The 13,835-nt window shown below is 47.6% G+C and carries 16 protein-coding genes; 15 read left to right on the top strand and 1 reads right to left on the bottom strand.

The window, feature by feature from the left end; translation table 11 throughout:
- Positions 1 to 239 precede the first annotated feature (239 nt).
- From A1359_RS21300 to A1359_RS21320, 6 genes are all read left to right on the top strand, one after another.
- On the top strand, positions 240 to 605 hold the full coding sequence (locus tag A1359_RS21300) for an REP-associated tyrosine transposase (protein WP_332310109.1): 366 nt from the start codon (positions 240 to 242) through the stop codon (positions 603 to 605).
- 289 nt (positions 606 to 894) lie between these two features.
- Positions 895 to 1,215, top strand: a complete 321-nt coding sequence (locus A1359_RS21305; RefSeq protein WP_066988185.1) for a nucleotidyltransferase family protein — start codon at positions 895 to 897, stop codon at positions 1,213 to 1,215.
- A gap of 224 nt (positions 1,216 to 1,439) precedes the next feature.
- The gene (locus tag A1359_RS21310) at positions 1,440 to 1,883 is read left to right on the top strand and encodes a hypothetical protein (RefSeq protein ID WP_066988187.1); all 444 of its coding nucleotides are present in this window, start codon (positions 1,440 to 1,442) and stop codon (positions 1,881 to 1,883) included.
- Between the two features lie 100 nt (positions 1,884 to 1,983).
- A complete protein-coding gene (locus tag A1359_RS21315) occupies positions 1,984 to 2,445 on the top strand; it encodes a hypothetical protein (RefSeq protein WP_066988189.1) in 462 nt (153 codons plus the stop codon).
- A gap of 92 nt (positions 2,446 to 2,537) precedes the next feature.
- Positions 2,538 to 2,798: a hypothetical protein gene (locus A1359_RS22950; RefSeq protein WP_198159428.1), complete on the top strand. Its 261-nt coding sequence runs from the start codon at positions 2,538 to 2,540 to the stop codon at positions 2,796 to 2,798.
- Entirely contained in the window at positions 2,740 to 3,753 is a 1,014-nt protein-coding gene (locus A1359_RS21320; RefSeq protein WP_198159429.1) for an ISAzo13 family transposase, read from the top strand. The genes A1359_RS22950 and A1359_RS21320 overlap by 59 nt, the downstream gene beginning before the upstream one ends.
- A gap of 63 nt (positions 3,754 to 3,816) precedes the next feature.
- Here the strand turns inward: A1359_RS21320 and A1359_RS21325 are convergent, their stop codons facing one another.
- Positions 3,817 to 4,002, bottom strand: a complete 186-nt coding sequence (locus A1359_RS21325; RefSeq protein WP_066988190.1) for a hypothetical protein — start codon at positions 4,000 to 4,002, stop codon at positions 3,817 to 3,819.
- Between the two features lie 104 nt (positions 4,003 to 4,106).
- On the opposite strand from A1359_RS21325, the gene A1359_RS23520 reads away from it, so the two are divergent.
- The 9 genes from A1359_RS23520 to A1359_RS21370 all read left to right on the top strand — a co-directional run bounded on the left by A1359_RS23520 (position 4,107) and on the right by A1359_RS21370 (position 13,691).
- Complete coding sequence (locus tag A1359_RS23520; RefSeq protein WP_269747954.1) at positions 4,107 to 4,238, top strand: WGR domain-containing protein; 132 nt, start codon at positions 4,107 to 4,109, stop codon at positions 4,236 to 4,238.
- 167 nt (positions 4,239 to 4,405) lie between these two features.
- The gene (locus A1359_RS21335; protein WP_066988192.1) at positions 4,406 to 5,449 is read left to right on the top strand and encodes a restriction endonuclease; all 1,044 of its coding nucleotides are present in this window, start codon (positions 4,406 to 4,408) and stop codon (positions 5,447 to 5,449) included.
- A gap of 235 nt (positions 5,450 to 5,684) precedes the next feature.
- Entirely contained in the window at positions 5,685 to 8,726 is a 3,042-nt protein-coding gene (locus A1359_RS21340) for a type I restriction endonuclease subunit R (RefSeq protein WP_066988194.1), read from the top strand.
- Entirely contained in the window at positions 8,719 to 9,720 is a 1,002-nt protein-coding gene (locus tag A1359_RS21345; RefSeq protein WP_066988196.1) for a PDDEXK nuclease domain-containing protein, read from the top strand. Before A1359_RS21340 ends, A1359_RS21345 begins: the two co-directional genes overlap by 8 nt.
- Positions 9,717 to 10,991, top strand: coding sequence for a restriction endonuclease subunit S (locus tag A1359_RS21350; protein ID WP_066988198.1), 1,275 nt, complete (start codon positions 9,717 to 9,719; stop codon positions 10,989 to 10,991). Before A1359_RS21345 ends, A1359_RS21350 begins: the two co-directional genes overlap by 4 nt.
- Positions 10,992 to 10,998: 7 nt before the next feature.
- Positions 10,999 to 11,433: a PIN domain-containing protein gene (locus A1359_RS21355; protein ID WP_066988200.1), complete on the top strand. Its 435-nt coding sequence runs from the start codon at positions 10,999 to 11,001 to the stop codon at positions 11,431 to 11,433.
- A complete protein-coding gene (locus A1359_RS21360) occupies positions 11,430 to 11,642 on the top strand; it encodes a hypothetical protein (protein WP_066988202.1) in 213 nt (70 codons plus the stop codon). The genes A1359_RS21355 and A1359_RS21360 overlap by 4 nt, the downstream gene beginning before the upstream one ends.
- 37 nt (positions 11,643 to 11,679) lie before the next feature.
- Positions 11,680 to 11,922: a hypothetical protein gene (locus tag A1359_RS21365; protein ID WP_066988204.1), complete on the top strand. Its 243-nt coding sequence runs from the start codon at positions 11,680 to 11,682 to the stop codon at positions 11,920 to 11,922.
- Between the two features lie 62 nt (positions 11,923 to 11,984).
- On the top strand, positions 11,985 to 13,691 hold the full coding sequence (locus A1359_RS21370) for a type I restriction-modification system subunit M (RefSeq protein ID WP_066988206.1): 1,707 nt from the start codon (positions 11,985 to 11,987) through the stop codon (positions 13,689 to 13,691).
- Positions 13,692 to 13,835 lie beyond the last annotated feature (144 nt).

Raw genomic sequence — 13,835 nt, forward strand, 5'->3', positions numbered from 1 at the left:
ACAGACAATGAATAAATGACGGTTGGTTGACCGGCAAAAACCGACCCATTTCTGACAGATGAGATTTAAGTTGCGGTGACCGGAAAAGGCAAATAAGCTGCCTGTCAAAATGTAGGTGCGATTAGCAACTTGCGTAATCGCACATTTCGAAGTCAACATTCCTCCGATTACGCTACCGCTAATCGGAGCTACGCGGGCTGCCGACGTTAGGAGGCGCATCAATCGAGTAGCCAAAATCCATGACCGAATATAGACGTTTTTATATACCCAAAGCCTTGTGGTTTTTCACCGTCAATCTTGCGGAACGCAAGAACAATCGATTATTGATTGAGCAAATTGACGTATTAAGCCAAGCCTTTCGGTATATAAAAATCCGAAAACCGTTTTATATGAATGCCGTAGTGATCATGCCTGATCATTTGCATTGCATTTGGACACTGCCGACAGACGATGGCGATTATTCAACACGATGGAATTTATTGAAAGGATCTTTTTCCAGAAAAATATCAACCGGTGAACGGGTTTCCAAAAGTCGTCAAAAACGGCGCGAGCGCGGCATTTACCCACAGGGCACAAGTGGCAACGACGGTTTTGGGCGCATTTAATCGAAGACCAAGAAGATTTAAAGCGTCATATTAACTATATCCATTGGAATCCGGTCAAACATGGCTATGTAAAAAAGATGATAGATTGGCCATATTCCAGTTTTCATCAGCATGTAAAACAAGGCATTTATTCAAATGATTGGGGAGGTAATGAGCAATATGAAATTCAAGGTATCGAGTGACACGAACGATGCGCCTCCTTGCGTCGGCAGCATCCTATCGGCGCACGTTATCGCGTTGACGCGCTCGCTCCTGTTACCTGTGGTGTCGGATTTGAAGAGGTTTTACCGTGGATATTGAAGAGGCGGCAACTATTGTTGCGAAATGGGCGGAACAAAAGAAGGAAATAAGTAAAGTTCAGTTTTTTGGCAGCAGAGTAAAAGGCACTCATACATCTGAGAGCGATTTGGATGTTGCAATAGAGTTAGTTTCTAACCTTGATGAAAGTGGTGGGCTATCTATCTGGATGAGGAGCAGCGACTTGTGGACAGAAGAACTTAACGCTTTACTTCCTTGTGATGTCCAGGCTGAATGGGATGATGGTGAAAACACTGACATAATAAATAGCGGTTTGTTAGAAGCGAGAATGCTTGTATATGAAAAAATCTAACCAGTATATCAACTGAGCCAAGATCGCTCCCGACCCCCTAGCGTCCTGTAGCTTTGTCTGATTCAATGGCGGTGATTTGATCGTTACCAGTTATAGTCGCCTGTCGCCAATGATATTCAAAAAGGGAAAATAAATTCAGCTCAATAAAATATCTTTTAGCAGAGTTTTTTCCAGTCAATATACTGAGACTTTCTAATCCATTGTTCAGCACAAGAGCCCCTAAGATGAGCGCCCATCTCGACCAACTAGCATTCAAATTTTTTAAGTTATTCGCACAATACGAATCTACGCTCAAAGAAAATGGTTTCTTCAAATCCGACAAGTCAGGGAATGTTTTCGTCGATTGGGATCGTTTCGCAAATGAGATCGTAGGAAAAAATTTCAAAACCGAATTGGGGCATTTAGCACCCGCCGCTGCGTACATTCTTGACCAGCCACCGAAAAAGCAAATAATTGACGATGGAAGGGTTGTATGGGCAGATGTATCTGCTACTGATAAGTCAGTTCAAATTCTGTTCGGTCATATTTGTCGCGTGCGAAACAATCTCTTTCATGGGGCCAAGTTTAACGGTACTTGGTTTGACCCTGAACGTAGTGAGGAACTACTCAATTATTCTTTGGTAGTGCTTGAGTGTTTTCGTACAAAGGCGGGCGTGGACGGCTACTAACCTGGCAGTCAACCAGAAGTATGTCAGTTACACTAATGGCTTTCATCCGACGAGCTACGGTATCAGTTACTTTTGACGTTGGACTCAACTGGAAACTGCAATGGATAAAAAACATTTGGTCTGCCCAGAATGCAAAGCAACAATAAGAGCAGATAGATATGAAAAACATATTACAAACCAACATAGTCCTGAGGCTAACCTAAAGAGGGAAGCCGAAAAAAAACTTGCTGAAGAAGAAAAACAAAGAATAACTTTAGAAGGCAAGATGATGGTCGTTTGCGAAATTTGTGGCATTTCGATAAGCAAACGCAGGCTATCCAGACATAAAGAGAGATTACATAGGATTTACAATGACCCAAAAAGAGAAGAGGCTGCTCGGATGAGGGATGCATTAGAAGAGACAAACGTGGTTTCGGACCAATCAATTAGGGAATATCTTGCTAGAAATCCGATGAAAGAAGAAATGGGGAAGTTCGGGGTTCCGCAGGACAAATATCGCTGGGGCTTCTATGGAAGCAAGACAATAGAATTTGATGCCTGGAGTCGAGAGAATAAGAAATAGGTTTAAGGATTCCGTCAAAAATAACTTCCCTGACTGGATACTGCCCCAGCTTGAGGACAATTGGATAATATAGCGATTTGAACCGAGGAAGATTGAAAAAAGTGACAGGCTACGAACCCGCGATAGAAATCAAAATGCAGCGTCTTTTTGCAACTTTATCCGAGAAAGATAGGCGGCGCTATGCGGGTATAGAGGCGGCCAAGCTCGGCTATGGCGGCATCGAGTCAATCTCGACACTATTCGGCATTGACCCGAAGACCGTTCGTCGCGGGTTGCAGGAATTGGACTTGACCGATGATCCCGCATCGGATCGGGTCCGAAAAAAAAGGAGCGGGGCGAAAAACGGCGATTGAGCAGCAACCACAGTTGTTGGTTAACTTCCTGGCGCTGCTGGCGGAATTCACCGCCGGTGATCCGATGCGAGAAGGCGTGTTATGGACCAATCTGTCCCGTTGCGAGATTAGCCGAAGGTTACGGGAAATGGGCACACCGGCCAGCCGGTTGACGGTTCGCAAGTTGTTGAAGCAACACGGCTTGGGGCAACGCAAGGCGCGTAAGAAAAAATCCATGGGTGCGCATCCCGACCGCAATGCTCAGTTTGAAAATATTGCACGACTCAAGGCGGAATATCTGGCTACTGGCGACCCCGTGATTAGCATAGACACCAAAAAGAAAGAATTGATCGGCGACTTTGCCCGCGAAGGCCATACCCATACGCAAGCCCCTGTCGAGACCTTGGATCATGACTTTCCGAGTGCCGGTCAGGGTAAATTGATTCCGCATGGTATCTATGATGTGGCTCGAAATGAAGGGTATATGCACCTCAATACCAGCCACGATACCAGCGAATTATGTTGCGACAGCATCGCCCTCTGGTGGCAGCAGCATGGTCATCGCCATTATCCCAATGCTCGCCGCGTGTTAATCCTCTGTGATGGCGGCGGTAGCAATGCCGCCAATCGGCATGTATTCAAACAAGCATTACAAGCTTTGGCCAATGGTTTAGGGTTGGCGATTCGCATCGCTCACTATCCGCCCTATTGCTCAAAGCACAACCCGATTGAACATCGCTTGTTTCCACACATCACCCGTGCCTGCCAGGGTGTCGTTTTTCATACGGTCGACATCGTCAAGCAACTGATGGAAAAAGCAAAGACATCCACGGGATTGAAAGTCTCCGTGGATATATTGAGCGGTATTTATGAGACCGGGAAAAAGTGCGCTGCGGATTTCATCGAAAACATGCAAATCGTTTTCGATGAACATCTACCTCGTTGGAATTACCGCGCTCTCCCTCAAGACAACTAAGTTCGGGAAGTTATTTTTGACAAAATCCTAAATGGCTGTACAAAACGGTACCAGGTCTTGCAATCAAGCATCTTTGGCTAAACTGAATGACAGGTTACATTCTACGGCTGACAGCCAAGGTTGAAACGTTGGTGGCTGCTCGTGGCCGGTCGGCGCCACTGGCGGGTTTCGATTGGAATTCCAGGCGGTGTTGGCATTGAATCGGTGGCTGATTTCATCGGAATAAGCAAATGGGACAACCTGAAGCATAACTGATGAATAATTTATATGTGGAACGACACGATACCGAAAACAACATGCATCGTTTTTATCAAATGTTTGTGATGCCAGGCTTATTTGACGATTGATCACTGATTAAATATTGGGGCAGGGTAGGTTCGCCCGGTACCGTCAGAAAGGAGTTGTTTACCACGGAACAAGAAGCGGAATCGGCCAGCCAAAAAATCAGCAGCAAGAAAATTAAAAAGGGTTATCGTTTAAAATAACGCAATGGGGGCTGAATTCGTTACATAATCAGAGGTTTTTTACCTAGTACACTTAAAAATCATGCTGGACGACATTAAAGGGACACTCTGATCCCCTGCCTAATCTCCGGTCAGTTGCACCTGCCGGAAGCTAAGGTACTCGCATTGGAAAATTAAAAGGAAACATCATGTCATTATGGTTAGTTCGTGCAGGCAGTTACGGCGAGCACGAGTCAAAGTTTATCGATGAAAACCGAGTCTATCTGACTTGGGGGGAACTAACGGCAAATGACATGACGTCTATCCCCGACTATGAGGGGATCAAGCAACGGGTGCTTCAGACTTATCCGGGAGAGCTCCCCCGTAAATTGGGCAATTGGTCGGGTCAGATCTGGGCTTTTGTCCTTGCGATGAAGGTTGGTGACTGGGTGGTGCTGCCCAATAAGAACAAACCGACGATCGCCATTGGCGAGATCAAGAGTCCATGCAAATTTGACCCTGCCGCCGCAGATGACTATCGTCACTATCGGGAAATTACGTGGTTGAACACCGAGATCCCCAGGACTGCTTTCGATCAAGACCTCCTTTACTCGTTTGGTGCCTTCCTAACTATTTGCGAAATCAAACGCAACAACGCCGAACAGAGAGTCCGCTCCATGGCGCACAATCAGTGGCAAACCCCGATGCCGGTGCCGACCCAGGTTTCTGTGAATGGGAGCGCTACTGATGAGGCGCCACAAGAGAGCTTAGTCGATCTGGAACAATTGGCCCGGGATTCGATCGCTAAGCTGATCATACAGAAATTCAAGGGGCACGGGATGGCTCGTCTGGTCGATTCGATTCTGAAAGCGCAAGGATTTACGACTTATCTCAGCCCAGAAGGGCCTGACAAAGGGGTTGATATTTTGGCCGCCGGCGGCCCTTTCGGCTTTGACTCGCCAAGGCTATGTGTTCAGGTGAAGTCTGGCGATACGCCGGCGGATCGTCCAGAATTCACTCAGTTGATCGGGGCCATGCAAAGTGTGAACGCTGATCAGGGGTTGTTCGTGTCGTGGTCGGATTTCAAACAGACCGTGTACAAAGAAGTACCTGTTCAGTTCTTCAAGGTGAGGCTCTGGAACCAAAACGACTTGATTGAGCAATTGCTCGACAACTACGACAAACTTGATCAGGACGTTCGCGCCGAACTGCCATTAAAGAGAATCTGGACAATTGCTACTCCCGATCGGTAATAGTAGTCGTCATGAGCTATGCCCGGATCGGCACGAAAGGTCGATACAAAACAGGCGTGTTCCCTCAATATTATTATTTCGAATAATGGGACTTCGGTCTTTTTAGGTATTCAAGTCTTACAATAAGGGACAATATGCAGAAAGGAAAACCCTTGGTATCCGGAATTTACTTAGTCTTCAGCAGCCCGCGGATAATCTCTTGCTTCAGCCTGAACACATCTTCTAAAAGTTGCAAATGACCACAAAAGAGAACCAGATCGAGCAAAGGTTAATCGGCAAGTTGACCGATCTCAAATACACCCCTCGCCCGGACATCCGCGACCGCGAATCGCTAGAACAAAACTTCCGCCAAAAATTCGAGGCGTTGAACCGTGTTCATTTGACCGATGCCGAATTCGCCCGCCTGCGCGACGAAATCGTCACTTCCGACGTGTTTAGCGCCGCCAAAACTCTCCGCGAGCGTAATTACTTTCAACGTGAAGACGGTACCCCGCTGCATTACACGTTAGTCAATATCAAAGACTGGTGCAAAAACGACTTTGAAGTTATTAACCAACTGCGCATCAACACCGAAAACAGTCACCATCGTTATGACGTGATTCTGCTGATCAATGGCGTGCCGGTCGTGCAAATTGAGCTGAAAACCCTGCAAGTAAGCCCTCGCCGGGCGATGGAGCAAATCGTCGAGTACAAAAACGATCCCGGCAACGGCTACAGCAACACGCTGCTGTGTTTTATGCAGTTGTTTATCGTCAGCAACGAAAGCACGACTTGGTACTTTGCCAATAATCACCACCAACACTTCAGCTTTAACGCCGACGAGCGCTTTTTGCCGATTTACCAACTGGCGGACGAAGCCAACCAGAAAATCGCCCACCTGCACGACTTTGCCGACAGCTTTCTGGCCAAATGCACACTGGGCCAAATGATCAGCCGTTACATGGTACTGGTCGCCAGCGAGCAAAAGCTGATGATCATGCGCCCGTACCAAATCTATGCGGTCAAAGCAATAGTCGATTGCATTCATCAAAACCGGGGCAATGGCTACATCTGGCACACCACTGGCAGCGGCAAAACCCTCACCTCGTTCAAGGCCTCCACGCTGCTCAAAGACAACCCGGACATTGAAAAATGCCTGTTCGTGGTGGACCGTAAAGACCTGGATCGCCAAACCCGCGAGGAATTTAACCGCTTCCAGGAAGGTTGCGTCGAAGAAAACACCAACACCGAAACCCTGGTGCGGCGCATGCTCTCGGAAGACTACGCCGACAAAGTGATCGTCACCACCATCCAAAAGCTTGGCCTGGCACTGGACGAAAACAGCAAACGCAACCAAACCAACACGCAAAAGGGCAAGCCCACCTACAAGCAACGCCTGGAACCACTGCGCGACAAGCGCGTCGTGTTCATCTTCGACGAATGCCATCGTTCTCAATTTGGCGAAAACCATAAAGCGATCAAAGAATTCTTCCCCAACGCGCAACTGTTCGGCTTTACTGGCACGCCGATTTTCGAGGACAACGCCAACTACGTGCAAATCGACGGCACGGTCGGCTCGTTCAAAACCACCCAGGACATTTTTGAAAAACAGCTGCACGCCTACACCATCACTCACGCCATCGATGACAAAAACGTACTGAGTTTTCACATCGATTACTTTCAGCCCGAAGACCAGAACGGTAAAAAGGCCAAACTCAAACCCGGTGAAACCGTCTCCCAGCAAGCCGTCATCGAGGCGATCCTGAACAAACATAATGCCGCTACCAACTCGCGGCGTTTTAACGCCGTTTTGGCCACCGCATCGATCAACGATGCGATTGCCTATTACGACTTATTCAAAACCATTCAGGCCAAAAAACAGGCTGAAGACGACAGCTACGCACCGCTGAACGTCGCGTGCGTGTTCTCGCCACCCACCCAAGCATTGGCAAAAGACAACGACACATTAAACGGCAAAAATGTGGCCGACATCAAGCAACTGCAAGACGATCTACCGCAAGAAAAAGCCGACAACCAGGAACAGCCGGAACAGAAAAAAGCCGCGCTCATGGCGATTATCGCTGACTACAACGCCCAGTACGGCAGCAACCACACCATTAACGAATTCGACCTGTACTATCAGGACGTGCAACAGCGCATTAAAGACCACAAATATTCCAATCAGGATTACCCGCGCAAACACAAAATCGACATCGTCATCGTGGTGGACATGTTGCTCACCGGCTTTGATTCCAAGTACCTGAATACCTTGTATGTCGATAAAAACCTCAAATACCACGGTTTGATCCAAGCCTTCTCGCGGACCAATCGGGTACTGAACGACAGTAAACCTTGGGGTAACGTCTTGGATTTTCGCGGACAAGAAAAAGAAGTCGATGCCGCCATCGCCTTGTTCTCCGGCCAGTCCATCGATAAAGCCAAAGAAATCTGGCTGGTAGACCCCGCGCCGACGGTGATCAACAAACTGCAAACGGCGGTCGGCAAGCTGGAAACCTTTATGAAGTCGCAAGGTTTGGACTGCGCGCCGGAACAAGTCGCCAACCTGAAAGGCGACACTGCCCGCGCCGAATTCATCAACCACTTTAAAGAAGTGCAGCGCCTGAAAACGCAGCTGGATCAATACACCGACCTCGGCGAAGAACAGTACGCCCAAGTCGAGCAGCTGCTGCCCGAAGACACCTTGCGTGGTTTTAAAGGCGTGTATCTGGACACCGCCCAACGCCTGAAAGCCCAACAAGGTAAAGACAACGGTGGCGACACCACCGTGGAACAATTGGAATTTGAATTCGTGCTGTTCGCCTCGGCGGTGATCGATTACGACTACATCATGGGTCTGATCGCCAAATTCACCCAAAAAACCAGTAAAACAATTGTGACCCGCGACGAGCTTATCGAGTTGATCAGTTCCAGCGCCAATTTGCTAGACGAGCGCGACGACATCATTGCTTACATCAATAGTCTGCCCACCGGGCAAAGCCTCGATGAAAACGCCATTCGCGACGGTTACCAAGCCTTCAAAGCGGCCAAGGCCGCCAACGACTTAGCCGTCATTGCAGTGAAACACGGGCTTGAACCCCAAGCCCTGCAAGCTTTTGTCGATACCATCATGAGCCGGATGATTTTCGATGGCGAACGCTTAAGTGATTTACTCAGTCCCCTGGAACTGGGCTGGAAAGCCCGCACCCAAGCAGAACTGGCCTTGATGGACGACTTGCTGCCGGTATTACACAAACTGGCCCAAGGCCGCGAAATTTCCGGGTTAGCAGCGTATGAATAAACCAGCCATACCTAACCCCGTGTTCAGCGAAGTGCTGCAACATATTCAGCAAGCGCGGCACAAAATCTTTAGCCAAGCCAACACGACCCTGATTGACTTGTATTGGCAAATCGGCCTTACCATCAGTCACAAAGTGCAAAGCGAAGCCTGGGGTAAAGGTGTAGTCACCGAACTGGCGCACTATATTGCCCACAACGCCCCGGACGTCAAAGGCTTTAGCGACAAAAACCTCTGGCGCATGAAGCAGTTCTACGAAACCTATCAGGCTGATGAAAAACTCGCCACACTGTGTAGAGAATTGCCCTGGACACACAACACTATTATCTTTTCCCGCTGCAAAAGTGCCGAAGAACGCACGTACTACCTGACGATTGCGCGTAGCGACAGACTCAGCAAGCGCGATTTGGAGCGTCAAATAGACGCCGCACAATTCGAGCGCAGTCTGCTGAGCGCAAAACTCTCACCACTGGCGAGAGAATTACATCCCGACATTCAGCAAACCTTCAAAGACCAGTACGTGCTGGAGTTTTTAGGGCTACCGGAAACCCATAGCGAAAACGACCTGCAAACCGCTCTGATCCAGCACATGAAGACCTTTATTCTGGAATTGGGCAGCGATTTTATCTTTATGGGCGAACAATTCCGCCTGCAAGTTGGCAATCAGGATTTTTTTATCGATCTGCTGTTTTACCACCGTGGCTTGTCCGCGCTGGTAGCTTTTGAACTGAAAATCGGCAAATTCTCACCGGAACACATGGGCCAGCTGAGTTTTTACCTGGAAGCGCTGGACCGCGATGTCAAAAAACCGCATGAAAACCCCAGCATCGGCGTCTTGCTGTGCCGCGACAAAGACGACGAAGTCGTGGAGTACGCGCTATCTCGCAATCTATCGCCGACCTTGATTGCTCAATACCAGTTGCAACTGCCGGATAAAAAATTGATACAGGCCAAGCTGCATGAGCTACTGGCGCAAGATCTGGATGGCGAGCGATGAGCGAAGCAACGAAAAAGGGTTTGATACCGGTGTTGCGGTTTCCTGAGTTTCGGGATGCTGGAATGTGGAAAAAGACGTCTTTGAAAAAAGTATTTTCAATTTTCCAAGGATACGCATTTTCGAGCACAGACAGCACTAAAGAAGGAGTCAGATGGCTTAAAATAGCCGATGTTGGTATCCAAAAAATGGATGCAAGCACACCTTCATATTTACCTATTAACTACGAAGACGAATATCAAAGGTTTTTGGTCAAGTTTGGGGATTATGTTATCGCATTAACCCGACCCATTTTGAGCTGCGAGTTAAAAATAGCTAAAGTTGACATAATCTTTGACGGAGCATTGTTAAATCAAAGAGTTGGAAAACTAGTAACTGACCAAAGTTTAGATTTTGTTTACTATTTGCTGCAAACGGGTCAACTAATTAGCAATATAGAAAACAACATTGCGGGAAACGATCCTCCGAATCTATCTTCGCAACAAATTGGAGATATTCTTGTTCGAATTCCCTTACAGGATGAACAACAAAAAATCGCCGATTGCCTTTCTTACATCGACGAACTGGTCACTGCACAAACCCAAAAAATCGAAGCTCTCAAAGCCCATAAAAAAGGCCTGATGCAGCAGCTATTCCCCGCCGAAGGCGAAACCATCCCCAAACTGCGCTTTCCTGAGTTTCGGGATGCGGGGGATTGGGAGGCAAAGAAAATTGGTCAGGTGCTTATTGTGAACGCACGTTCGATTAAAATGGACGATGAGCATGACTATTCTTTAGTGACTGTTAAAAGGCGTTACGGTGGCGTTGTTTCGCGCGGCGTATATAAAGGGGGGGCAATAAAAGTAAAATCTCAGTTTTTGCTTTCAGCAAATGATTTTCTTATTTCAAAGCGACAAATTGTGCATTGTGCCTGCGGGATTGTTCCAGCAGAATTTGAAGGTTCGATTGTTTCTAATGAATACTCAGTATTAAGAGCTAGAAAAAACCACGACATTGTATTTTTCAATTACTTTGCTCAGCATCCTAAGGTAAGCCAATCCTTTCTGGAATGTAGCATCGGGATTGTTATTGAAAAAATGTTATTCAAGCTAAATGACTGGCTAAATAAAGAGTTTCTTTTTCCATCGTTTGAGGAACAACAAAAAATCGCCGATTGCCTGTCTTCCATCGACGACCTGGTCACCGCACAAACCCAAAAACTAGCCACCCTCAAAGCCCATAAAAAAGGCCTAATGCAGCAGCTTTTCCCCTCCGTTGATTTAGTAACGGAATGAGGTTGTAATGAAACTGTATCTCGATAACTGCATGTTTAACCGCCCGTTCGACGATCAATCCAATATCAAAATCTTGTTGGAAGCGGAGGCAAAGCTGAAAATACAGGAATACATTCGTGCGGGATTGTATGAGTTGGTTTGGTCTTATGTATTGGACTACGAAAATGCAAAAAACCCTTTTCGCGAGAGGCGGGAGCAGATTGGCAAATGGAAACAATACGCCCATATTGATATGGAAGCACAAGACGGAATTCTTGATCTTGCCGTTTTGCTTAACCAGTATGGATTAAAGAAATTTGATGCCTTGCATCTTGCCTGCGCGATAACCGCAAACGCGGATTATTTTTTAACGACCGATCAGGGTATTCTTAAAAAGGCTGAACTGGTCAAGAATATTCAAGTAAAAGACCCTATCGACTTTATCAGAGAGGTATCGGCATGATTACCGACACGGAAATACGCGTAAAAGGCGTGCAAATCCTGGCCCAATATTTGGGCGACATTGAAATGGAGCGCTTTATTGCCCTGATCCAACGCGAGCCGTTCGACTACACCCAATGGCGGCAGGCGATTGATGGCGATGACAGCATTGAGGAGATCAGCAGGAAGGCCATGGCATTGCGACATAATCAAAATAAAACAACCGACTGACCATCGTTGGGTTGCATGACTTGAATGGAGAAAAAGTATGGATACCAAAGACATTACCACCGCTAAAGACCCAGGCCTTCGCGCCTCAATGGCTGCCATGCAAAGGGCGGCGGCACAGGCGCGGAAAACGGCGATTCAAACCGATACCCATATTGTGATTATGGAGGGCGAGAAGTTAGTTCGAATTTCGCCTGAAGAGCTACGACAAATTGACAGTTCCTTAGCTCAGCCAAAAATAAGCTTGCGTGGTGTTCTGAAAGACTATGCAAACCCTCGCTAATAGCCAATGAACCCTCGACGAGGGTTAACCCTATTCAACCCTCTTATCGCTAAAAGCACGTAATGACCCAACAAGAACTCAATAAACTCGGCAGCACGCTGTGGGCCATCGCCGACGATCTACGCGGCGCGATGAACGCCGACGATTTCCGCGACTATATGCTGTCGTTTCTATTTTTGCGCTATTTGTCGGATAACTACGAGGCCGCTGCACAAAAAGAACTGGGGGCGGATTATCCGAATTTAGCCAGCAACCCCATCCTGACAGAGGAGATCAGAGAGGCACGTTCTGCCTATCAAAAGTTGGTCCCTACACAGCAGACTCCTGGAGCAGGGAGGGGATATGTTTCGCCGCTAACTCTATGGTATGCAGCGAATGCCGGCGATGTGGCGGAATTTGAAAAACAAATGCGCCGCAAAGTGCATTATGTGATTGAGCCGCCGCATCTTTGGAGCAGCATTGCCGAACTGGCGAGAACGCAAAACGACTTTTTACTCCAGACCCTGGAAAAGGGTTTTAAATACATCGAAAACCAGAGTTTTGACAGCACTTTTCAAGGCTTGTTCTCGGAGATTAATCTTAACTCTGAAAAGCTGGGCAAAAACTACACGGAACGGAATGCCAAACTGTGCAAAATTATCAGCAAAATTGCCGAAGGGATTGCGCAATTTTCCACCAATAGCGATATTTTGGGCGATGCCTACGAATACCTGATCGGCCAGTTTGCTGCGGGCTCGGGCAAGAAAGCCGGTGAGTTTTATACGCCGCAACAGATGTCCGCTATTCTGTCAGCCATCGTCGCCCTGGATAGTCAGGAACCCGCTACAGGCAAAAAGAAAAAGCTGGATAAGGTGCTGGATTTTGCCTGTGGCTCCGGCTCATTGTTGCTCAATGTCCGCAAGCAACTTGGCCAGCATGGTATCGGTAAGATTTACGGCCAAGAATCCAATATCACTACCTACAACCTGGCACGCATGAACATGCTGTTGCACGGCGTAAAAGATACCGAATTTGAAATTCATCACGGCGATACCTTGTTGAACGATTGGGCTATTTTGAAGGAAATGAACCCAGCCAAAAAGCTGTTGTTTGATGCCGTCGTGGCGAATGCGCCGTTCAGCCTTCGCTGGGAACCCAACGACACATTAGCCGAAGACTTTCGCTTCAAAAGCTATGGACTCGCCCCGAAATCCGCCGCCGACTTTGCCTTTTTATTGCACGGTTTTCATTTTTTAAGCGACCAAGGCACGATGGCCATCATTTTGCCGCACGGGGTGTTGTTCCGTGGCGGCGCGGAAGAGCGTATCCGCACCAAGCTGTTAAAAGACGGCCATATCGATACTGTGATCGGTCTGCCAGCCAACCTGTTTTTCTCAACCGGCATCCCGGTATGCATACTGGTTTTGAAGAAGTGCAAGAAACCGGACGACGTCCTGTTCATCAACGCCAGCGAACACTTTGAAAAAGGCAAACGCCAAAACCGCTTGCTGCCTGAGCATATCGACAAGATTGTCGATACCTACCAGTACCGCAAAGAAGAGGAGCGTTATTCGCGCCGGGTCACGATGGCCGAGATCGAGCAAAATGATTTCAACCTGAACATTTCCCGTTATATCAGTACCGCCAAAGCAGAAGAGCAAATTGACTTGCAGGTGGTTAATGCAGAGTTGGTGGCATTGGAGCAAAAAATTGTCGCCAGTACTGACAGGCATAATGACTTTCTTAACGAATTGGGCTTGCCGTCCTTGCCGTGCGTTTTAAGAGAGTAACAATCTCAAAACCGCTGTGGACCTACAGAAACGGGGGGACCGACGAGTAAATTGGCTAAAACAGGACATTACTATATTGCATTAACAGTATGTGTTAACGCAATGTAGAAATGTCCTATCTTGGGCAAAGTTGAAATGTCCTAT

Origin of the sequence: Methylomonas lenta (assembly GCF_001644015.1) — a bacterium.
GTDB lineage: Bacteria > Pseudomonadota > Gammaproteobacteria > Methylococcales > Methylomonadaceae > Methylomonas > Methylomonas lenta.

Coding starts and splice junctions, on each gene's coding strand:
- A1359_RS21350 (WP_066988198.1), top strand. CDS start 9,717: ATGAGCGAAGCAACGAAAAAGGGTTTGATACCGGTGTTGCGGTTTCCT.
- A1359_RS21345 (WP_066988196.1), top strand. CDS start 8,719: ATGAATAAACCAGCCATACCTAACCCCGTGTTCAGCGAAGTGCTGCAA.
- A1359_RS21300 (WP_332310109.1), top strand. CDS start 240: ATGACCGAATATAGACGTTTTTATATACCCAAAGCCTTGTGGTTTTTC.
- A1359_RS21360 (WP_066988202.1), top strand. CDS start 11,430: ATGATTACCGACACGGAAATACGCGTAAAAGGCGTGCAAATCCTGGCC.
- A1359_RS21310 (WP_066988187.1), top strand. CDS start 1,440: ATGAGCGCCCATCTCGACCAACTAGCATTCAAATTTTTTAAGTTATTC.
- A1359_RS21340 (WP_066988194.1), top strand. CDS start 5,685: ATGACCACAAAAGAGAACCAGATCGAGCAAAGGTTAATCGGCAAGTTG.
- A1359_RS21365 (WP_066988204.1), top strand. CDS start 11,680: ATGGATACCAAAGACATTACCACCGCTAAAGACCCAGGCCTTCGCGCC.
- A1359_RS21315 (WP_066988189.1), top strand. CDS start 1,984: ATGGATAAAAAACATTTGGTCTGCCCAGAATGCAAAGCAACAATAAGA.
- A1359_RS21370 (WP_066988206.1), top strand. CDS start 11,985: ATGACCCAACAAGAACTCAATAAACTCGGCAGCACGCTGTGGGCCATC.
- A1359_RS21355 (WP_066988200.1), top strand. CDS start 10,999: ATGAAACTGTATCTCGATAACTGCATGTTTAACCGCCCGTTCGACGAT.
- A1359_RS21320 (WP_198159429.1), top strand. CDS start 2,740: ATGATCCCGCATCGGATCGGGTCCGAAAAAAAAGGAGCGGGGCGAAAA.
- A1359_RS21325 (WP_066988190.1), bottom strand. CDS start 4,002: ATGCTTCAGGTTGTCCCATTTGCTTATTCCGATGAAATCAGCCACCGA.
- A1359_RS21335 (WP_066988192.1), top strand. CDS start 4,406: ATGTCATTATGGTTAGTTCGTGCAGGCAGTTACGGCGAGCACGAGTCA.